Source organism: Gymnodinialimonas ulvae, from assembly GCF_037543845.1.
Taxonomy (GTDB): Bacteria; Pseudomonadota; Alphaproteobacteria; order Rhodobacterales; family Rhodobacteraceae; genus Gymnodinialimonas; species Gymnodinialimonas ulvae.
The window spans coordinates 1,192,888-1,212,409 of the sequence record NZ_JBBIFX010000001.1 but is presented as its reverse complement, the minus strand read 5'-3'; the positions used below and the strand labels follow the sequence as shown (position 1 = coordinate 1,212,409).

General features: G+C 62.7%; 24 protein-coding genes. 10 read left to right on the top strand and 14 right to left on the bottom strand.

From position 1 onward, the window contains the following. Positions 1-33: 33 nt before the first annotated feature. Both V8J83_RS05755 and purB read right to left on the bottom strand, forming a co-directional pair. Positions 34-201, bottom strand: coding sequence for an adenylosuccinate lyase (locus tag V8J83_RS05755; RefSeq protein WP_339984370.1), 168 nt, complete (start codon positions 199-201; stop codon positions 34-36). Positions 202-265: 64 nt separating this feature from the next. After that, the gene (gene purB / locus V8J83_RS05750) at positions 266-1,573 is read right to left on the bottom strand and encodes an adenylosuccinate lyase (RefSeq protein ID WP_339984368.1); all 1,308 of its coding nucleotides are present in this window, start codon (positions 1,571-1,573) and stop codon (positions 266-268) included. Between the two features lie 64 nt (positions 1,574-1,637). Here purB and V8J83_RS05745 point away from each other — a divergent pair, with 64 nt between their 5' ends. The 3 genes from V8J83_RS05745 to V8J83_RS05735 all read left to right on the top strand — a co-directional run bounded on the left by V8J83_RS05745 (position 1,638) and on the right by V8J83_RS05735 (position 3,845). Then, on the top strand, positions 1,638-1,985 hold the full coding sequence (locus V8J83_RS05745) for a hypothetical protein (RefSeq protein WP_339984366.1): 348 nt from the start codon (positions 1,638-1,640) through the stop codon (positions 1,983-1,985). Then, on the top strand, positions 1,982-2,389 hold the full coding sequence (locus V8J83_RS05740) for a DUF6314 family protein (RefSeq protein ID WP_339984364.1): 408 nt from the start codon (positions 1,982-1,984) through the stop codon (positions 2,387-2,389). The genes V8J83_RS05745 and V8J83_RS05740 overlap by 4 nt, the downstream gene beginning before the upstream one ends. A gap of 64 nt (positions 2,390-2,453) precedes the next feature. After that, positions 2,454-3,845: a hypothetical protein gene (locus V8J83_RS05735; RefSeq protein WP_339984362.1), complete on the top strand. Its 1,392-nt coding sequence runs from the start codon at positions 2,454-2,456 to the stop codon at positions 3,843-3,845. A gap of 39 nt (positions 3,846-3,884) precedes the next feature. Here V8J83_RS05735 and V8J83_RS05730 read toward each other — a convergent pair whose 3' ends face one another. The 4 genes from V8J83_RS05730 to V8J83_RS05715 all read right to left on the bottom strand — a co-directional run bounded on the left by V8J83_RS05730 (position 3,885) and on the right by V8J83_RS05715 (position 8,052). Then, complete coding sequence (locus V8J83_RS05730) at positions 3,885-4,310, bottom strand: hypothetical protein (protein ID WP_339984360.1); 426 nt, start codon at positions 4,308-4,310, stop codon at positions 3,885-3,887. 114 nt (positions 4,311-4,424) lie between these two features. Next, on the bottom strand, positions 4,425-5,183 hold the full coding sequence (locus V8J83_RS05725) for a carbohydrate ABC transporter permease (RefSeq protein ID WP_339984358.1): 759 nt from the start codon (positions 5,181-5,183) through the stop codon (positions 4,425-4,427). 286 nt (positions 5,184-5,469) lie between these two features. Continuing rightward, positions 5,470-6,438: a Hint domain-containing protein gene (locus V8J83_RS05720; protein ID WP_339984356.1), complete on the bottom strand. Its 969-nt coding sequence runs from the start codon at positions 6,436-6,438 to the stop codon at positions 5,470-5,472. A gap of 411 nt (positions 6,439-6,849) precedes the next feature. Further along, the gene (locus tag V8J83_RS05715; protein WP_339984355.1) at positions 6,850-8,052 is read right to left on the bottom strand and encodes a pyridoxal phosphate-dependent aminotransferase; all 1,203 of its coding nucleotides are present in this window, start codon (positions 8,050-8,052) and stop codon (positions 6,850-6,852) included. A gap of 107 nt (positions 8,053-8,159) precedes the next feature. On the opposite strand from V8J83_RS05715, the gene V8J83_RS05710 reads away from it, so the two are divergent. The 3 genes from V8J83_RS05710 (at position 8,160) to V8J83_RS05700 (ending at position 9,417) form a co-directional block, all read left to right on the top strand. Next, on the top strand, positions 8,160-8,561 hold the full coding sequence (locus V8J83_RS05710) for a helix-turn-helix domain-containing protein (RefSeq protein WP_339984353.1): 402 nt from the start codon (positions 8,160-8,162) through the stop codon (positions 8,559-8,561). Then, positions 8,558-8,833 carry a succinate dehydrogenase assembly factor 2 gene (locus V8J83_RS05705; protein ID WP_339984351.1) on the top strand — a complete coding sequence of 92 codons (276 nt, stop codon included), beginning with the start codon at positions 8,558-8,560 and terminating at the stop codon, positions 8,831-8,833. Before V8J83_RS05710 ends, V8J83_RS05705 begins: the two co-directional genes overlap by 4 nt. A gap of 86 nt (positions 8,834-8,919) precedes the next feature. Continuing rightward, complete coding sequence (locus V8J83_RS05700) at positions 8,920-9,417, top strand: MarR family winged helix-turn-helix transcriptional regulator (protein ID WP_339984349.1); 498 nt, start codon at positions 8,920-8,922, stop codon at positions 9,415-9,417. A gap of 81 nt (positions 9,418-9,498) precedes the next feature. Here the strand turns inward: V8J83_RS05700 and V8J83_RS05695 are convergent, their stop codons facing one another. The 5 genes from V8J83_RS05695 to ccmA all read right to left on the bottom strand — a co-directional run bounded on the left by V8J83_RS05695 (position 9,499) and on the right by ccmA (position 12,394). Then, the gene (locus V8J83_RS05695) at positions 9,499-10,098 is read right to left on the bottom strand and encodes a DsbE family thiol:disulfide interchange protein (RefSeq protein WP_339984347.1); all 600 of its coding nucleotides are present in this window, start codon (positions 10,096-10,098) and stop codon (positions 9,499-9,501) included. After that, positions 10,095-10,256: a heme exporter protein CcmD gene (gene ccmD / locus V8J83_RS05690; protein ID WP_339984345.1), complete on the bottom strand. Its 162-nt coding sequence runs from the start codon at positions 10,254-10,256 to the stop codon at positions 10,095-10,097. The genes V8J83_RS05695 and ccmD overlap by 4 nt, the downstream gene beginning before the upstream one ends. Continuing rightward, the gene (locus V8J83_RS05685; RefSeq protein ID WP_339984343.1) at positions 10,253-10,999 is read right to left on the bottom strand and encodes a heme ABC transporter permease; all 747 of its coding nucleotides are present in this window, start codon (positions 10,997-10,999) and stop codon (positions 10,253-10,255) included. Before V8J83_RS05685 ends, ccmD begins: the two co-directional genes overlap by 4 nt. Before the next feature lie 109 nt (positions 11,000-11,108). Continuing rightward, positions 11,109-11,765, bottom strand: a complete 657-nt coding sequence (gene ccmB / locus V8J83_RS05680) for a heme exporter protein CcmB (RefSeq protein ID WP_339984341.1) — start codon at positions 11,763-11,765, stop codon at positions 11,109-11,111. Continuing rightward, positions 11,762-12,394, bottom strand: coding sequence for a heme ABC exporter ATP-binding protein CcmA (gene ccmA, locus V8J83_RS05675; protein WP_339984339.1), 633 nt, complete (start codon positions 12,392-12,394; stop codon positions 11,762-11,764). The genes ccmB and ccmA overlap by 4 nt, the downstream gene beginning before the upstream one ends. A 322-nt stretch (positions 12,395-12,716) precedes the next feature. Between ccmA and acnA the strand changes: the two genes are divergently transcribed. Then, the gene (acnA, locus tag V8J83_RS05670; RefSeq protein ID WP_339984337.1) at positions 12,717-15,497 is read left to right on the top strand and encodes an aconitate hydratase AcnA; all 2,781 of its coding nucleotides are present in this window, start codon (positions 12,717-12,719) and stop codon (positions 15,495-15,497) included. A gap of 81 nt (positions 15,498-15,578) precedes the next feature. On the opposite strand, the gene V8J83_RS05665 is transcribed toward acnA, so the two are convergent. After that, on the bottom strand, positions 15,579-16,190 hold the full coding sequence (locus tag V8J83_RS05665; protein WP_339984335.1) for a tyrosine-protein phosphatase: 612 nt from the start codon (positions 16,188-16,190) through the stop codon (positions 15,579-15,581). A gap of 78 nt (positions 16,191-16,268) precedes the next feature. Between V8J83_RS05665 and V8J83_RS05660 the strand changes: the two genes are divergently transcribed. Together V8J83_RS05660 and V8J83_RS05655 are read left to right on the top strand one after the other, a co-directional pair. Beyond that, the gene (locus V8J83_RS05660) at positions 16,269-16,718 is read left to right on the top strand and encodes a methyltransferase family protein (protein ID WP_339984333.1); all 450 of its coding nucleotides are present in this window, start codon (positions 16,269-16,271) and stop codon (positions 16,716-16,718) included. Positions 16,719-16,907: 189 nt separating this feature from the next. Beyond that, entirely contained in the window at positions 16,908-17,567 is a 660-nt protein-coding gene (locus V8J83_RS05655) for a DUF1223 domain-containing protein (RefSeq protein ID WP_339984331.1), read from the top strand. A gap of 20 nt (positions 17,568-17,587) precedes the next feature. On the opposite strand, the gene V8J83_RS05650 is transcribed toward V8J83_RS05655, so the two are convergent. Together V8J83_RS05650 and V8J83_RS05645 are read right to left on the bottom strand one after the other, a co-directional pair. Continuing rightward, on the bottom strand, positions 17,588-18,463 hold the full coding sequence (locus V8J83_RS05650) for a lysophospholipid acyltransferase family protein (RefSeq protein WP_339984329.1): 876 nt from the start codon (positions 18,461-18,463) through the stop codon (positions 17,588-17,590). A gap of 138 nt (positions 18,464-18,601) precedes the next feature. Continuing rightward, positions 18,602-19,039, bottom strand: a complete 438-nt coding sequence (locus tag V8J83_RS05645; RefSeq protein ID WP_339984327.1) for a protein tyrosine phosphatase family protein — start codon at positions 19,037-19,039, stop codon at positions 18,602-18,604. Between the two features lie 181 nt (positions 19,040-19,220). Between V8J83_RS05645 and V8J83_RS05640 the strand changes: the two genes are divergently transcribed. After that, positions 19,221-19,520, top strand: a complete 300-nt coding sequence (locus tag V8J83_RS05640; protein WP_339984325.1) for a TraR/DksA family transcriptional regulator — start codon at positions 19,221-19,223, stop codon at positions 19,518-19,520. Positions 19,521-19,522 lie beyond the last annotated feature (2 nt).

Here is a 19,522-nt window from a genome sequence, read left to right as displayed (position 1 = left end):
ATTGCGGCCGGCCTAGTCAGACTGTCGGTGGCGTCAGCTGGAGGCCACGGCCACGCAGGTCATGGCGGTTGCGTCCCACGTGGTGCCTTCGGCGCAGCTGATCGCGGCCTCTTGCGCGCCGTAATCCCAGCTGCATTCGGCGCTTGCCATCATGGGGGCCAGTACCAGCACCGAGGCGGCGAAAAGCGTCTTGATCGTCATGTCGCGTGCTCCTGTCAGATTGGTTGCAAGCGAAAAGATAGCACGGGGTGACGCTGGGTCAAAGTCAACCGTCGCCAAAGACCCGCGCGAAGATCGTGTCGACATGTTTGGTGTGGTAGCCCATGTCGAATTTCTCACGGATGGCATCTTCGCCCAACGCCGCCACAACCTCCGCGTCGCTCAGCAGAAGGTCCTGGAAATCAAGCCGCTCCTCCCAGACCTTCAGCGCGTTGCGTTGCACCATGGCGTAGGCGCCTTCGCGGCTCACACCGGCTTGCGTCAACGCCAGCAGCACCCGCTGCGACATAACGAGGCCGGGGAACTTGTTCATGTTGTCCAGCATGTTGTCGGGAAAGATCAGCATCTTTTCGACAACACCCGCCAGCCGGTTCAACGCGAAATCCAGCGTGATGGTCGCGTCGGGGCCGATCATCCGTTCGACCGAGGAATGCGAGATGTCGCGCTCATGCCAGAGGGCGACATTTTCCATCGCCGGGATCACCGACATCCGCACCAACCGCGCAAGCCCGGTGAGGTTCTCGGTCAGGACCGGGTTCTTCTTGTGCGGCATCGCCGAGGAACCCTTCTGCCCCATCGAGAAAAACTCCGCCCCTTCAAGCACTTCGGTGCGCTGCATGTGGCGGATTTCAACGGCAATGTTCTCAATCGACGAGGCAATCACACCCAGCGTGGCAAAGAAGGCCGCGTGGCGGTCGCGAGGGATAACTTGCGTGGAGATCGGCTCGGGTTCCAAGCCGAGTTGCGCGCAGACATGCTCTTCGACGCGTGGATCTATGTTGGCGAAAGTGCCGACAGCGCCGGAGATCGCGCCGGTGGCTATTTCGGCGCGCGCGGCCTGCATGCGGGCGCGGTTGCGGTCCATCTCGGCGTAGAACCGCGCAAAGGTCAGGCCCATGGTCGTGGGCTCGGCATGGATCCCGTGCGAACGCCCGACGCGCAGCGTGTCCTTGTGTTCCATGGCGCGGGTTTTCAGAGCCGCAAGCACCCGGTCGAGACCGCTCAGAAGGATGTCTGCGGCGCGCACGAGCTGCACGTTGAAGCAGGTGTCGAGCACGTCGGACGAGGTCATCCCCTGGTGCACGAAACGGGCCTCTTCGCTGCCGACGTGTTCGGCCAGATGAGTCAGGAAGGCGATCACGTCATGTTTGGTAACGGCCTCGATCTCGTCGATGCGCGCAACATCGAACTCCACGTCCTTGGCCTTCCACACGGCCTGCGCGTTTTCGCGTGGGATCACGCCCAGATCGGCCATCGCATCGCAGGCATGCGCCTCGATTTCGTACCATATGCGGAACTTGGTGGCGGGCTCCCAGATGTCGGTCATCTCGGGGCGGGAATAGCGGGGGATCATGGGCTTGCCTTTCGCTGCGGCGTGTCGTTGCCTGATAGGCGGATCAACGGGGGGGGACAAGGCGATGCGGGCCATATTGGCGGGAGTATTGATGCTTGGGGCCGCGCCGGGCGCGGGGCAGGCACAGGATTGGCTTGCCTTGAGCGGTGCCGAAATCGCCGAAATCCTGATTGATCGCGATGTCATCTACCACACCGGCGCCACGCAGCGTTTCCATGCCTCGGGGCGCACGCTCTACACCCACCGTGAGCCGTCATGGGGCACGTGGCGGGTTGAGAACAATTCCTACTGTTCGCAATGGCCGTCGGCTCCGACATGGGAGTGCTACGCGGTTGAAAGCGCCAATCCGGATGGGATCGTGTTTCTCGATGGGTACGGCAACCGGTATGAAGGGCGGATTGTGGCGGAATGATCGACTTGCGGGATCTGGAGGGGCGGTGGAGACTGGACCGCGTGATTGCGGATGCGCGCGCCGGTGTGACAGGGCGGCTGGAGGGAGCGGCCAATTGGCACCGGGATGCTCATGGCCTGATCCAAGAGGAAGCTGGCACGCTTCATTACGGCGACGGCCTACCGATGCAGGCGACGCGACGCTACCTCTGGCGCGCAGCAGGTGACGCGATAGAGGTGTTTTTCGACGACGGGCGCCCGTTCCACACGCTTCCCCCGCCCGGTGTCGAGGCGGTGCACCAGTGCCCCCCCGACCTCTACCGGGTGAGTTATACCTTCGATCTGCCGCAAAGCTTCACACAGGTCTGGCAGGTCACCGGCCCGCGCAAGGACATGGTGCTAAGCAGCCGGTTCACCCGCCTTTGAAAGAAACCTTGCCTTGTGCAAGGCGACGCCGGAAGCTGCATTCGGCCCTATGAAGGAGTGTTCCATGCGTTGTTTCCGTGCCTTGCCCGTTGCATTGTGTTTCGCCATATCCGCCGCGCCGCTTTCGGCGCAGGAGGCCTTCACCTGGGTTTTCAACGAACACCACCCGTTCTCGGGCGGACCGCCGGTGCTTGATCTGGTGGCGACAGACAGTTTCGCTGCCGGGCAGGGCGAGGCCGGGGGCGCGCGGGTGCCGCGTGGACTGATCTGGGTGCAATGTGTCGGCGGAGGCGATGCCGCGATCCGGTTCGAGGCTTTTGCCGGGGCTGCGGCGGCAGGCGATGTCGTGGCGTTTCAGATGAGCGACGATGCGGGCCTGACCGTGACGTTGCAGGCCGAGATCTTTGACGCCGAGGATGACCCGGTTGGCGGCCCCGAGGTCGTGGTGTCCGCCGATGGCCCCGAGCTTCAGATGCTCGCCACCGCACCCGTGGTCCGGTACGGGCTTGTGGGGTTGACGGATTTCAACATCCCCTTCGACCTGACCACCAACCAGCATTACGTTGCGCAATTCGCCACGGCCTGTGCGGCAGCGGCCAGCGTCGCGGAGCCGTCTGCGCCCGCGCCGGAGCTGCCGGTGGCCGATGTCCTGATCCCCGACCTCGGCCCGGATATCAGCGGCCATGTCTGGACCCGGTTCACGCAAGTGGACGAGGGCAATCCGGAGGGCACGATTGTGCGCCTGCAATATGCGGTCCCGGAATCCGATGACGTGGCGATCGTGGGGGAGTGCCTGGTCAATCCGGGCGATCCGGTCGTTCATCTTCAGGTCAGCGCGGATGTCGCGGGTCTGCAAAATGGCATGGCGGCGGATCTGCGCGCCACCATTCCCGATGGGCGCAGCGTCGTTCTGCAGGGCAATGTTGTGGGCGTCGGAGCGGAGTTCGGTGTCTCGGGGGTGGAGATTTTCACGGATGTGTCGAACCCGGCGTGGCTGGTGATTGCGGGCAATCGCACGGTGCGCTTCGATCGGCCGGGGACCGGCAATGGGCTCACCCTCACCGGCAACGGCCCCAACACCATCGGGCCGTTCCTGGCCGATTGCGCCGAGGTGGCGCGGCTCGATCCCGAAAGCGGCGGCCGTCCCAGCGCACCTATCAACGCGCAGCCGGGCTATCTGGCGTGTGAGAATTTCGGGCGTGTGTCTTCGCGCCCGACCGGCGTGGCGCAGGTGGTTAATTTTATCAATTCCTCCGACGGCTACCGCGCGCTGCAATGGATCGACGAGGTCGGCGCGGTGGTTGAGATCACGGCCCTCAACCCCGGTCAGGCCGCCGCCTACACGACCGATCCCGGCCACATCTGGATGGCCACGGACGGCCTCGGAAACTGCATGGAGATGATGCAGGTGCCCGCGGGTACGACCGATTACCGGATCACGACGATAGCGCAATAGGTCGGTTTGCCCGTCATTCGTCGGCATGGCGCGCGGGCGCTATCCCTCGGCGTTTTCGGTCGTCTTGGCCTGCGCCATTACCCGGTCGGCTTTCTTGCGGACCAGGACGCTGCGCAGATCATGCATGGCGAGCAGCAGGCGGTCGGTGACATCGTCGAGGTCTTCGTCACTGGCCCGGCTTTGCGCCCAATGTGTCGTCAGGTTCAGGTAGTCGACCGCGCGGTGGATGTCGTCGATATCCCGCTCGGCCAGAACCGCGCGTCGCTCTGCCATCCAATCGGCGATGACGGCCTGTTCCTCATCGCTCAGGACATGCTCGCCATGGGGTTTGACGTTGCCATTGCGGATGTTGATGACAGCAATCTCGTCCATCTCGATGCGCCGTTGGCGGTTCTCGGTGGTGACCCGAAAGACTGCCGCGCCGTTGTCACGGATGCGGAAGTAATACTCGGGAAGCTCGGTCATGGATCTGGTCTGCCATCTGATCTGTGCCCTGTGGATATGACCATCCCGCCTCCGTGCGCAGGCGTCAAGCGGGTTGGCGGGGTGCGGTGCGGTGTGCGCGCAAGGGGCCGGCGGTTAATCGCGCACCGGCGCAAGGCCGCGCACGATCCAGCGTTGCGCCACAACGAATACCACCAGCGGCGGCAGAAGGGCGATGGCGGCAAGCGCGAGCGAGGGGGCGGACCCGATTTGCAGAAGTGCAAGGCCGCTGACGACGGTGGCGCGGTCCGGGCTCGACGGGCTGGCCACGAGGGGCCAGAGATACTGGTTCCAGCCAAGCACGAAGAAAAACGCCAGTAGTGCCGCGATCGCGGGCAGGCTGAGCGGCAGGTAGATGTCCCACATCGCGCGCAGGGGCCCTGCGCCGTCGAGGCGGGCGGCTTCCAGGATTTCGGGCGGCATCTGCTTGAATTGTGCCCGCAGGATCAGCGTGCCGAGGCCGGTGGCGGTCACCGGCAGGATCAGGCCGGTGTAGGTGTTGAGCAGTCCCAGTGCGTCCGTGACGAGAACGGTGGGCATGATGCGGCTTTCGATGGGCAAGAACAGCGGCAGCAGCAGGAGCGCCATCAAGCTGGAGGCGTGGGGGATGCGGAAGAGCGAGAGCGCATAGGCGGCGAGGAAGGAAACGAGGGTCTTGATCAGGGCGACGCCGATGGCGATGACCAGCGAGGTGGTGAGCATCTGCGCCAGATCGGGCCGGTGGGGCGGTGGGGCGAGGAGCGGGGCGAGGGCGTCGGCCGTAAGGCCCGCGCGCAGGGCCAGCGCCACGGGGCCGAGCATCACGAGGCAGCCGAGGATCAGGATCAGATGGTCGGTGAGGCGCGCGCGGGGCATGGGGGCGGCGTAGCGGGCGACAAGGGGATGGGCAAGGGGCCGTGGGGGTTAGGGCGGGGCTGCTCAAGGTTGAGCAGAGGGGTTAGAGTTTTGTTTCATTTGTTAAAGACATTTTGTTTACCTTTGATTAAGCGCAGGTCTGCCCTTTCGCCCGGCTGTCACGGCAGACGTGTCACAGTGGCGGCCACAGGTCCGGAGCGGACGCATGCGCAGTTCGCAGCGAAGGCCGGGTTTGAGCCCGTGGTGTCATATGCTGCGGATTGCACAAACGTCTGCTGATAGAAGGTCAGATGAAAGGTCGGTTGTTCTTGATATGCCTTGTAACAAGCTGTTTTTGGAGCTTGCGAGACGGAATTTGGACGGCGGGTTCTGATAAATAGTCAGGTCGGCCGATCTGGGGTAGGATCTCCAAGATTTCCTCGCGCGCTTGCGAAGGCATTGACCTGAGCGCTTCTACCCCCGTGAAGAAACTTTCAGTTGGCGCACCTTCAGCGAAAATTACTTCATGACAATCAAAAAGGAGGTGGAAGTATTCAACCTCACCATAGCCGGTTTCGATGAAAACGCCTGGCAATTTCGTCAACCTAATAGCTGCGACCAATGCTTCTCGTTGACCGAACATGCGTTCGCAAACATTCGACGAAACAAGCATGCGATGCTGACGCGAGACCAAAAGATCGCGTTTGGGGATGCCATTTCCCAAAGCTCCTGCCATGATGCGTACCGGAGCCAACTTGAAGTTGAGTGCCACTTCATGCTTTGGAATTCTTCGGCTCAGTGGAAGGCGCAGAGGTTTGAAATCTCCGTCAGCAGTCAAGACCTTCATCCCTGCTTGCAATTGCTCTACTGGCATTGGCCCGTTTTCTGTCTCGATCAACGTTCCTCGTACAAAGCATGTGATGGTGGTGTAAGGTGTTGGGGTCGCTGTGTGACTTTGATAGGTACCGAGCGTCGCGCCAACAGTAAAATCGGACCCTGGCCCGGGGATAAAATACCAGTCTCCACCGGTATTGAAGAAATAGAATGTTTCAACATGGGGGTCGCCATTGGTATCTGTGAACGAAACATTGATGTCATAGGGCGGGCCTGCCATCGCGCTAAATGGACCGCCGTTTATGCTAACGGTTTCATCGGTATCTGTAGCACCATCCAGGTTTGCGTCGTCATCGTCGATTACTGCGGAATAGGACGTATTATACTGGGCATTATACCCGGTTCCTGACCACCTGAACGCTGTGACCGTATACTGCGCCACGACTTTCCCTTCTTCCTTGCACCTATCAACCCGTTGTCTACAGGTCAATTTTTCCTAAGATTTGGTGAAAATAGGAGGGAAAAGTGGCGTAGCTTTAGCGAGAAGAAGGAAACACTTAGCCGGTTTCGAGAGGGCTCCGGCCAAGCACATCAATGACCAGTCAGCAATAAGACTGTACAAAGCAGCCATTGGCGCAGTTGCAGCGAACTGGCGCTTCGTCCAGCGAGGCGGACCTTGGCGCGGGCTGCCGCGAAAGCGCGCTTCTCACCCCGATAAGCATTTGGCACGCGTCCGCTTTGGGGGGTGTGCAAGGGTCTGGCACGGCGTGGAAAGGTGTCCGCGCGGCGCCTTGGCGCTGGAGGGCGGGGTATAAGCCTCGTCTTGATGGTGGGTGAACCCCGTCCTGTCCGTTTACGTGAGCGATGCGCAAAAATCCTGAATGCGGGTGCAGGCCTCGCGCAGGTTGTCGTCGCTGGTGGCGTAGCTGACCCGAAACGCGGGTGACAGGCCGAAGGCTCCGCCGAACACAACCGCGACGCCTTTCTCTTCCAGAAGGGCCTTGGCGAAGGTCTCGTCCGTGTCGATGGTCACGCCCGCGGGGGTGGTTTTGCCGATCAGGCCAGTGATTGTCGGGTAGACGTAGAAGGCGCCTTCGGGGACCGGGCATTGCATGCCGTCGATTTCGGACAGCATCGACACGACCAGGTCCCGGCGGCGTTTGAAGAGCGCGTTGTTGGGGGCGAGGTAATCCTGCGGCCCGTTCAGGGCCTCGACCGCGGCCCATTGCGAGATGGAGCAAGGGTTGGAGGTCGATTGCGACTGCACCTTGCGCATGGCCTTGATAATCTCTTCGGGGCCGGCGGCGTATCCGATGCGCCAGCCGGTCATGGCGTAGGCTTTCGACACGCCGTTGCAGGTCAGCGTACGGTCATAGAGGCCGGGCTCGACCTGAGCGGGGGTGGCGAATTCGAAATCGTCATAGACGAGGTGTTCGTACATATCGTCGGTCATGACCCAGACATGGGGATGTTTCATCAGCACGTCCGTCAGGCCCTTGAGCTCGTCCGCCGTATAGCCTGCGCCGGTGGGGTTCGAGGGCGAGTTGAAGATGAACCATTTGGTCTTGGGCGTGATCGCGGCGTCGAGGTCTTCGGGCGTGATCTTGTAGCCGTTTTGCGAGGGGCCTTCGACGAAGACGGGCTCACCACCTGCGAGCAGCACCATGTCGGGGTAGGAGACCCAGTAGGGCGCGGGAATGATGACTTCGTCGCCCGGGTTCATGGTGGCCATCAGCGCGTTGTAGAGGATCTGCTTGCCGCCGGTGCCCACGGAGACCTGCGCGGGCGTGTAGTCGAGGCCGTTGTCGCGCTTGAGTTTGGCGCAGATCGCCTCTTTCAGCTCTGGGATGCCATCGACGCCGGTGTATTTCGTTTTGCCCGCATCCATGGCGGCCTTGGCGGCGTCCTTGATATTGTCGGGGGTGTCGAAATCCGGCTCACCTGCACCCAGACCGATCACATCCTTGCCCTGTCGCTTGAGTTCTGCGGCAAGGTTGGAGACGGCGATTGTGGGCGAAGGCTTCACCCGGGCGAGGGTGTCGGAAAGGAAGGGCATCGTGTCGCGTCCTATGGCTTTGGTTTCCCCGCGATGGGGCTATATACACAAGGGGCACTGATAAGAGCGTGCCCGCACGCATTCAAGCTATCACGGGGACAAACACCATGGGCGATCTGTCGCTATCTTCTGCGGATTGGTACGATGCCGAGACCACGACCTTCGGCGACCGGGTCACGGGCGCGCGGGAAGCCGCGGGTCTGGGCCAGGCGGAACTGGCCAAGCGGTTGGGGGTGAAGATCAAGACCGTGCGCGGGTGGGAAAACGATCAGGCCGAGCCGCGTGCCAACAAATTGTCGATGCTTGCCGGTATTTTGGGCGTGTCGATGATGTGGCTGCTCAGCGGACAGGGGGAAGGCCTCGACAGCCCCGAGCGCTTGGAGACGGTCGACGAGGATATGGAGCGGCTGCTGCTTGATATCCGGCAGATGCGTCAAGAGCAGACGCAGCTGGCCGAGCGGATGGGACGCCTGGAAAAGCGCTTGCGCGCGGCGCTGGCAGGCGCATGAGCGAGACGCCCGAGATCCGCATGAAACGGCTGCGCATGCGGGCGTGGCACCGCGGCATTAAGGAAATGGACCTGATCCTGGGCGGATGGGCCGATGCGTATCTGGCTGAAGCCGATGCGCAGACCGTCAACGCGTTCGAAGCGGTATTGGCCGAGGCCGATCACGACCTCTACCAATGGGTGTCGGGGCAGGCGGATGCGCCCGACTCCCTGGCGCCAATGATCGCGCGTCTGGCGGCTGACATGCGGCCGACACTTGGGCGAGGCGCCTGATCCAAAAGACTTTTTCGCGCTTAACGGAATTTTTTAGTTTTTCGCCGAATCTTTGTGTGAAAGCAGTGATTGCGGAGCCTAAAATCATGAGTATGCATGCGCCCCTCGCGACGCCCGTCCAGACCGGATATCTGGGGGCGTATCTCGAATCCCTTTCCATGGTGGAGCGCCTGCATCGGCTGCTTCTGGACGTCATCAAGGATGAGTTCGAACGCCTTGGAATTCTCGATATCAACGCCGTTCAGGCCCTGTTGTTGTTCAACATCGGCGAGAATGAGGTGACAGCCGGAGAGCTGAAGAGCCGTGGCTATTATCAGGGCTCGAACGTCAGCTACAACCTCAAGAAGCTCGTGGACATGGGCTACATGCATCACCAGCGCTGCGAGATTGACCGTCGCTCGGTGCGGGTACGGCTGACCGAAAAGGGTCGCCACGTGCGCGACACCGTCGATCAGCTTTTCGCGCGTCATGCCGAAGGACTGGAGAAACAGGCGGTGCTTGATGCCGACGGGTTTGACCGCATGAATCATTCGCTCAAGCGTGTGGAACGGTTCTGGACCGACCAGATCCGCTACATCTACTGAGCAGGGCGCTGCGTCGTTCAGCTTTGGGGCATGATGCAAGGCCGGGATGGCAGCGTATGACTGGGCGCCCCGTGTCGGGCGTCAATTCGTCTCGACATCCGCCAATGCGCCGATCTCCGGCAATGTGTAGCCAAGTTCGGCCAAGGCTGGCCGGATTTGATTGTCGAGCGACCGTCGAATGACCGGGCCACGGAAATGCAACACGACAATGCCCTCGGAATTGATGAAGAAGGTCTCGGGCATCGCGACGACGCCCCAGTCCCGGCCGTTTGTGGCGGAGGGATCTGCGCCGATCAGGTCGTAGGGATTGCCAAGTTCGTCCAGAAACCCAAGTGCCTGCACGTCCCGGTCGCGGTAATTCACGCCATAAAGCGGAACACCGGCCTCGGACAATGCCGTCAGGGTCGGGTGTTCGGCGCGGCAGGGCGGGCACCAGGAGGCGAAGAAATTCACCACGACAAGGTCTTCGACCTCCAACGCGGCGCGGGTCAGAAGTGGCGTGTCGCCAAGTTCTACAAGATCAAGCGGCGGGGCGGGTTGCCCCTCCTGCGCGGACCTCAGGGATGTTGTATCGACGCCAGCGGTCAGATCATCACTGTTGTTGGCAAGCTGCCATCCCGCGATGCCGAAAAACGCGGTGGTCAGCGCCAAGGGCAGAACCATGAGCCAATTGATTTTCATCGCGTACGGACCTCGCGCCGGTGTTCTGTCTCGGCCAGGCGACGCGCGACCGAGCGCGCCCGCAAGACCGACGCCACGATCAGACCCAGCAAGAGGGCAATCCCACCGGCATAGGCGGATAACACTTCCACCACATATGGGCCGAGATCGACATTCATGCCATTTGCTCCTGCGCGATGAGAGCTTTGAGGCGGCGGGCGCGGATCTCCGTCCGGGTTCGGTACAAGACCAGCGCCAGAAACAGGAAGACGAACCCGGTCAGCGACGTGAGCATCGGGTATAAGAAGACGCTTGAGACGCCTTCGTTTTCCGCAACCCCGACACCAACGGTGCTTACGGTTGTGCCCTGGTGCAGGCCTTGGTTCCAGAACACCAACGCATAGCGGGCGAGGACCGCAAAGACCGAGCCGACGAGGCACAGAACCGCCGTCAGGTCCGCGGCCTGATCCGGGTTTTCGATCGCCTCCCAAAGTGCGATGTAGCCGAGGTAGAATAGGAACAGGATCAGAAACGCGGTCAGGCGCGGGTCCCATTCCCACCAGGTGCCCCACATCGGCTGCCCCCAGACGGCGCCGGTGAAAAGCGCGATGAGCGTGAATACCATGCCCACAGGTGCCGCCGCCTTGGCGGCAAGCGCGCTGACGTGGTGGCGGCGGATCAGCCAGATCAGCGAACAGACCAGCATCATGAACCATGCGTTGATCGCCATGATCGCGGTGGGCACGTGGATGTAGATGATCTTGACGGTGCTGCCCTGGCGGAAGTCGTTCGGGGTGAAGAAGAAGCCCCAGATCAGCCCGCCGATCAGGCACAGCGCCGCAATGCCAGTGACCCACGGCAGTAGCCATGCGGAGGTGGCCATGAACCGGCGCGGGTTGGCGTATTCCCAGATCGACGACATGGCCGGGAACATAGGCGCGGGATTTGGGGGTCACAATGGGGCGTTCTGGCACGCGTGCCAGACAAAGGGTCGCGGGGCATGCGTGCCAGACAAAGGGTCGCGGGGTGCGCTAGCGCAGGTTGATGCGCAGCGCGGCGGCAGCGGCGAATGGCAAAAGCGCCACACAGCCAAGTGTAATGGCCAGCGTCATGATGAGCGGGGTGGCAGGATCGAGACCCTGCGCGCCCCGGCTGGCCGCGGTAGCGCCGAAGATCAGGGTCGGCACGTAGAGCGGCAGGACCAGCAACGACAGAAGGAGCCCGCCGCGTTTGATCCCGACCGTGAGCGCCGCACCGAAAGTGCCGATGGCCGACAGCGCTGGGGTTCCCGCAAGAAGCGAGGCCAACAGCGGCACATAGGCGCTGGCGGGCAAGTTCAGAAGCAGCCCGAGCGCCGGAGCCGCAACCACAAGCGGCAGCCCGGTGGTCAGCCAATGGGCCAGTGCCTTGATCGCGGCCAGCCCTTCGAGCGGAACCGGGGAGGTCGCCAGCAGATCGAGCGATCCGTCCTCCCAATCGAGTTGGAAGATCCGGTCGAGCGACAGGAGGCACGCCAGCAGTGCGCCAAGCCATAAAAGGCCCGCCGAAATTTCGGATATGCGCCCGGTTTCGGGACCGATGCCGAAGGGCACAAGGGCCGTGAAGATCAGGAAGAACGCCAGCGACAGGCCGAAGCCGCCCCCGGCCCGGACCGCCAGCGCAAGGTCACGTTTCAGCAGGCCGATCATGGCAGCGCCTCTGAATAGGCGTCACCGAACGGATCACCCTGCGCCAATCCCCGGGCGATGAAAGGGGTGATGTCGAGGGTGCGGCCATTGGGCAACCCGAGGTCGATATGGGTGGCGATTACGGCGGACCCGCCGCGACCCAGATGCGCCTCGACGGCGGCGGCGAAGCGGGCGGTGTTCTCGGCATCGAGCGACACGGTGGGCTCATCGAGACACCAGATCGGGCGATCCGTGACCAGCAGTCGCGCAAGGGACAAGCGGCGCTTTTGGCCGGCGGAGAGCTCCGCGGCGCGGCGATGGGCGAGGGGTGCGAGGTCAAAAGCCTCGATCGCGGGGGCGAGGTCGGAGGTGCCGAAGACCCCGGCCCAGAAGCCGAGATTTTCGGTCACGGTGAGCTGCGTCTTGAGGCCATCGGCATGGGCGGCATAGGCAATCGCGCCGTCGCTATGGGTGATCATGCCCGCAAGCGGCGGGGTCAGGCCCGCGAGCGTGCGTAGAAGCGTCGTTTTGCCCGCGCCATTTGGGCCGCGCAGGATCAGCGCCTCGCCCGGTTCCACGGAAAAGGACACGTTCGCAAGGACTTGTGCGGGGCCACGGGCGCAGGCGAGATCGGTGACAAGCAAGGTCATGGGGCCAAGCGGTATCGGGTTTGAAGAGGTTGGGGAAGGGGCGCGTGCGAGCGATCCGAGCCGCGGTCGGGACGTTTTCGGCAGGTGGGTGCGGATTTGGGGGCGCTGCCCCCAGCGCCGAAGGCGCCTCCCCCGGAGTATTTCCGAAACAAGGAAGCCCTCGCGGTGTCGATGCGCGTGGGAGGGCTTGCCAAAACGGTATGCAATCGCATACAGAGCGCGATAGAGACGATTTGTTCCATTGATGGTGTGCCCGTTGGATGGCAACCGGAGGTAGAACAGACCCATTCCGCAGCCAGACCCGGACAAGGAGGCGCTTTTCATGCCCATCACCGTCGGCCACGACTCATCGAAGACCCGCAAGACACTGACCGTTGGGGGCCAATCGGTCGCCTATTACTCCATCGCGGCTGCCGAGGCGGCGGGGCTTGGCGACTTCTCCAAGCTGCCGGCCGCACTTAAGGTTGTGCTCGAGAACATGCTGCGGTTCGAAGATGGCAAGACGGTCAGCGTCGATGATATCAAGGCGTTTTCCGATTGGGCCGAAAAGGGCGGAAAGAACCCGCGCGAGATTGCCTATCGCCCGGCCCGCGTCTTGATGCAGGATTTCACCGGCGTTCCGGCGGTTGTGGACCTTGCCGCGATGCGCGACGGGATCAAGGCGTTGGGTGGCGACCCGCAAAAGATCAACCCGCTCAACCCTGTTGATCTGGTCATCGACCACTCGGTGATGATCGACGAATTCGGCAACCCGCGCGCGTTCCAGATGAATGTCGACCGCGAATACGAGCGCAACATGGAGCGCTACACGTTCCTGAAATGGGGCCAGACCGCGTTCAACAATTTCCGCGTCGTGCCGCCCGGCACCGGCATCTGCCATCAGGTGAACCTTGAATACCTCGCGCAGACGGTGTGGACCGATACCGACCAGACCGGGGCCGAAGTGGCCTATCCCGATACGCTGGTGGGCACCGATAGCCACACGACCATGGTGAATGGTGCGGCCGTTCTGGGCTGGGGCGTTGGCGGGATCGAGGCCGAGGCCGCGATGCTGGGACAACCCATTTCCATGCTGATCCCTGAGGTTGTCGGCTTCGAGCTGACCGGTCAGATGATGGAGGGCACGACCGGCACGGACCTTGTTCTGAAGGTTGTGGAAATGCTGCGCGAGCGCGGTGTTGTGGGCAAATTCGTGGAATTCTACGGAAAGGGCCTCGACAATCTGCCGCTGGCGGATCGGGCCACGATTGCCAACATGGCGCCCGAATATGGCGCAACCTGCGGGTTCTTCCCGATCGACGGCGAAACATTGCGTTACCTACGCACGACGGGTCGAGACGAGGACCGCATCGCGTTGGTCGAGGCCTATGCCAAGGAAAACGGTTTCTGGCGCGGTGCAGATTATGCGCCGGTCTACACCGACACGCTCCACCTCGACATGGGCACTATTGTGCCCGCGATCTCGGGCCCCAAACGCCCGCAGGATTACGTGGCATTGACCGCTGCAGCACAGACCTTCGCGGAGTACATCTCGGGCCAGCGTCCGGAATGGTCGGCCGATCAAGAGGATAAGGCCGATTGGACGGGCGAGGGCGGGCAAGCCGCCCCGCGCGACATTCCCGGCGACATCGGCAAGCACAAGCGCGCCAAGGTCGAGGGCGAGGATTACACGATCCACGACGGCACCATCGTGATCGCCTCGATCACGTCGTGCACCAATACGTCGAACCCCTACGTCATGATCGGGGCGGGCCTTGTGGCGCGCAAGGCGCGCGCGCTCGGCCTGACGCGCAAGCCGTGGGTGAAGACGTCTCTGGCGCCGGGCTCGCAGGTCGTGTCGGCCTATTTGGAAGCGGCCGAGCTGCAAGAGGATCTCGATGCCATCGGCTTCAATCTCGTGGGCTATGGGTGCACCACCTGCATCGGCAATTCCGGCCCGATCCAGAAGGAATTGTCGGACGCGATCAACGCAGGCGACATCATCGCCACCTCCGTGCTGTCGGGCAACCGCAATTTCGAGGGCCGCATAAGTCCCGACGTGCGCGCCAATTACCTCGCCTCGCCGCCTCTCGTTGTGGCCTATGCGCTGGCTGGTGACATGAACGTGGACCTGACAAAGGATCCGCTCGGCCAGGACAGGGACGGCAACGATGTCTTCCTCAAGGATATCTGGCCGACCACGCAGGAAGTGGCGGAACTGGTGGAGCAGACCGTTACGCGCGAGGCGTTCCAGGAGAAATACGCCTCCGTCTTCGAAGGCGACGAAAAGTGGCAGGGCGTGGAGATCACCGAGGCCGAGACCTACGATTGGCCGGCAAGTTCCACCTACATCCAGAATCCGCCCTATTTCCAGGGCATGACCATGGACACCAAGGAGATCGAGAACATCGAAGGCGCCAAGGTTCTTGCGGTTCTGGGGGACATGATCACGACCGACCACATCAGCCCGGCCGGCTCGTTCAAGGACACCACGCCCGCGGGCAAATATCTGGTCGAGCGTCAGGTGCCGGTGCGCGAGTTCAATTCCTACGGTTCGCGGCGCGGCAATCACGAGGTCATGATGCGCGGCACATTTGCCAATATCCGCATCAAAAACGAGATGCTGGACGGGGTCGAGGGCGGTTACACGCTTGGGCCGGATGGCACGCAGATGTCGATCTACGATGCCGCGATGGCCTATCAGGCCGAGGGCACGCCGCTGGTTGTGTTCGGAGGCGAGCAATACGGCGCCGGATCGTCGCGCGACTGGGCGGCGAAGGGGACGAACCTTTTGGGTGTGAAGGCCGTGATCGCCGAAAGCTTCGAACGGATCCACCGCTCCAACCTTGTGGGCATGGGGGTGATCCCGTTCGAGTTCACCGGGGGCGATAGCCGCAAGTCGCTTGGCCTGAAGGGGGATGAGACGGTTTCGATCCACGGCCTCGACAGTGTCGAGCCGTTGGCCGAAGTGCCCGCCACGATCACCATGGGCGACGGCACTGTGAAGGAAATCACGCTGAAGTGCCGGATCGATACGGGTGTCGAGATCGAGTATATCGAGAATGGGGGCGTGCTGCATTACGTGCTGCGCAACCTCGCCAAGGGCCCGGTTGCGGCGGAATAACCAGACCATCTTTCCGGCCCTTCCTCAGGGATGGGCCGGGGAACGATCGCGGAGCGGGGGCGTATCAGCCCCCGTTTTTGATCAACTCAAGGCGGCGGGATCGTAGACATCGCGCGCCCAGTCCTCCATCGAGATCCCGGTCTGTGCATGGGCGGCGGCATAGGCATCGAGCAGGCGGTTGAGGATGCGGGCCTTGCCCCAGGGGTTATGGATGTAGCGCAAGGCCAATTGCTTGCGCGCCTGCGCCAGCGGCACGCCGAGGAAGGCGTGCAGGTAGATCGTGGCGGCCAGGCCGGTCCGGTCGGAGCCGGATTTGCAATGAATCACCATCGGCTTCGGCATCTCGCGCAAGGCCTCGAAAAGGCCCACCAATTGCGCCTTCGCCGGAAGCGCCTGCGCGCGCATCGACAGCGTGCGGAACGGCAGACCCAGTGCGGCACAGGCAGAAGCCTCCATCCGGCTGACCGCCGCCTTTGGCCCCCGCAGCGACAGGATTGAGGCAGCCCCCATCGCCTGCAGCCGCGCCAGACGCGCGGGGCTGGGATGGTTGTGCCGCCAGACGTGTTCGTCGAGCTTATGGAAATTCGTCCAGAGCGCGCGCAGAAACCCGTGATCCTTGCGCCAGTAAAGACGCCGCACTTCGGCGGGCGAAAACGGCGGCTGGGAGGCGGGAGAGGGGGCTGCGGGCTCCATGGTGGGGGCGGTATCATGGGCAACGGCCCGGCGTCCAGCGGGCTTGCGCCGAGGCGGTGTTGTGGGCCAGATAGAGCGATGAAAGGCTTTCCCGATCTTCCGCCTCTGTGGTTGCTGCTGTTCATGGTCGCGGCCTGGGTTTTGGCGCGTTTCGTGCCGTTGAGCGATAGCATCGACCCGCTGCTGCAAAGGTTCGGCGTGATGGTTGCGGGGCTTGGCTTTGTGTTGATCTTCTGGGCGGCGGCGTGGTTTTGGAAAAAGAAAACCACGATCGAGCCGCACCACACGCCCGGCACATTGATTGTGGAGGGACCGTTTCGGCTCAGCCGCAATCCGATCTATCTGGGCATGATCCTGATCCTGTCGGGACAGGTGATCTGGCTAAGCGCGCTTAGCCCCGTGATCCTGATCCCCGCGCTTCTTCTGCTGTTCACCCGCCGGTTCGTCCTGCCCGAGGAGGCCGCTCTGGTGGAGAGCTTCGGAGCCGAGGGCCGGGCCTATATTGACGCCACCCGCCGTTGGCTGTGAAACAAATACCTCGAGCGCGCGGAAAGTGTACGCGGCGAAATGCGCGCGCGGCTATTGTCACATTGCCTCGCAAAGGCTTGATTGGTGAAGTCGGCGGCAATTGCTTAGGTCCGTGGGACGCAGACGCAAAAGAACGGCAGGCACATGATTCGACAGATATCAGCTAGTTTAGCCCTGACGGGGAGCCTTTTGGCGGGTCCCGCGCTGGCCGATGGGCCGGTGGTTGTCGAATTGTTCACCTCGCAGGGCTGCGCGGCTTGCCCGCCCGCCGATGCGCTTCTGGGTGAATTGGCTGGCCGCGACGATGTCATCGCGCTCGCGCTGCACGTGGATTACTGGGACTACATCGGATGGGAAGACACCTTCGCCGATCCGGCCTTCACCGCGCGCCAGCATGGCTATGCGCATTCCGCCGGCTCGACCGTGGTCTACACCCCACAGATGGTTGTCGGCGGCGTCGATCACGTCGGCGGACACCGCCCGATGCAGGTGGCCGATAGCATCGCCGCCCACCGCGCGGCGCCCGATCCTGTCGAGGTTGTGGCCGAGGTGACGGACACCGGTTGGCAAGTGCGCGCGACCTGGACCGGGGCCGAGGCAGAGATGCCGCCGATGGTCGTGCAGGTCGTCACCTTCGTGCCGGAAGAACATGTGGAAATCACCCGTGGCGAAAACGCCGGGCTCACGACGGTCTACCATAATATCGTGCAATCGTGGCAGGCTGTGGCCGAATGGTCCGGCACGGACACGTTCGATGCGCAGGTGATCCCGACCGGGGACATGCGCCATGTCGTGATTGTGCAGGCCACAGATCACGGCGCGATCATGGGCGCGGCGCGTCTCGACTGATCCGGCGTGTGGCGCCCTGGTTAGTCGTAACTTGAGGCCCGCAGCGCCGCCTTTTCCTTCCGCGACGGCTTCCAGCGATCATGCAGCCAGAACCATTGCTCGGGCGTGGACCGGACCCGTGCCGCGAGGCTGTCGTTGAGGGCTTGCGTCATTGTCTGCGGGTCAGTGTGGGGGATAGGCGCTTCGAGCGTGATGTCGAAATCCAGCCCGTTTTCAAGCCGCGTCGAATAGATCGGCACAAGCAAGGCGTTGTATTTCAACGCCATTTCCGCCGCCGCCGGGGAGGTAGGCGCGGGATGGCCGAGAAAGTCATGGATCGGACCGCCGTAAAAATATTGATCAATCAGGATTGCGCCATGTCCACCGCCGCGCAGGTGCTTGACGAAGCCCGCAAGGCCGCGCCGATCCCGGCTGAAGGCCCCGCCACCGACATGCTCGATGGTGGCCACATAATGGTCGTTGAGGAAATCGTTGTTGAGGGGGCGATAAAGCCCGCCCATCTGGTAACCCCGCGCATTCAACGCCGCGCGCCCGGCCTGATAATTTCCGAAGTGGCCCGAGATGAACAGGATCGGACGCCCCTCCGCGCGCGCGGCCTCCGCCGCGTCCCAGCCGGGGCCGTGCGGCTGCCAGTGACGCGCGCGGGTCATCTGGTCGGCGGTGGCATAGTTCTCCATCACGACGCGGCCGACATTGTCGGTGACGGCGCGCGCGATGCGGCGGCGCTCCGGCGCGGGCATCTCTGGAAAGACCATCGCGAGATTGCGCTGCGCCTGCGCGCTGCGTCCGCTGAGCGGCCCGAGCAGGCGCGAGAAGACCCATCCCATGCCCGCCACCCGCAGCCGATGCGGCAGTCGCAACGCGCCCCAGATCAACGCGCGCCAGAGACGGTCCACCACCCAATTCCCGGCGGAGCGGGCGTTGCGCGCGGCGTTGGAAGAAGGGCTTTTTGCGATGGGTCTGGGTCCGGTTTTCTATGGGAGCAAGCGGCGCATGACATAACATGGCCCCGCCCCCACGTTGCGAGTGTCGGTTCAGCCGGTGTTCTGCGCGGCTGCGGCCTCAAGCGCGGGGCGCAATTGATCGAACGGGTAGCCATGCGAAGTACCGATGGCGATGATCTCATCAACCGGAACATCGCCCGCCGCGCCAAATGCCCAGACCACGGTCGAGCGGTTGCCGGACGCGCAATAGGCCACCACCGGCCCTTCGGACCCGGCAATCGCATCGGCTTGTTCATCGACATTGTCCTGGTTCAGCGTGTGGCCCTGGAACGGGTTGAAGACGAAGTCGATGCCATGCGCCTCGGCCTCGGCCTGGATCGCGGCGGCCTGCAGCGGCGGTGGGTTTTCCATGTCGGGCCGGTTGCAGATCAACGTTTTGACCCCTTGCGCCGCAAGCGTGGCAACGTCTGCGGGCTCGATCTGCGGGGTGACGCTGTAGCCTTCGGTGATCTGGCGAAGATCCATCATGATCGGGCCTCTTTTTTCCGGAACAATTGACGCGCAAACTGCCCCATTCGCCGGGCAAGGGAAAGAGGTCACGCATTTGATGCACGTCAAGGCGCGGGCCTGCGACATGTGCCAGTGTCGGATTTATCGCGATCGGATTTCCATGCGAGCGACGCAAGCGATGCTATCAAGGAGACTGGGCATGCGCAGTGATCTGAAGTCCCGCCGCAAGGACCTGAAGGACAGGCTTTCGGTCCTGTCCCGGCGCCTGGCTGCCGAAACCGAACCGCCTGAGGCAGAGGGGCCTTTGACACTCTCCTCCAATGTCTCGGACATCCGGGCCGCAGAGCTTGAAGTGGCCTCGATCTACGCGGCGTTGAGACGGATGGACGATGGATCCTACGGTCAATGCGCCTCCTGTGGAGCGGACATTGCGGAGGCCCGTTTGGACGCTTTTCCGTTTACCTCCCATTGCGCCGATTGCACGCCGCAAGCCTGCTAGCC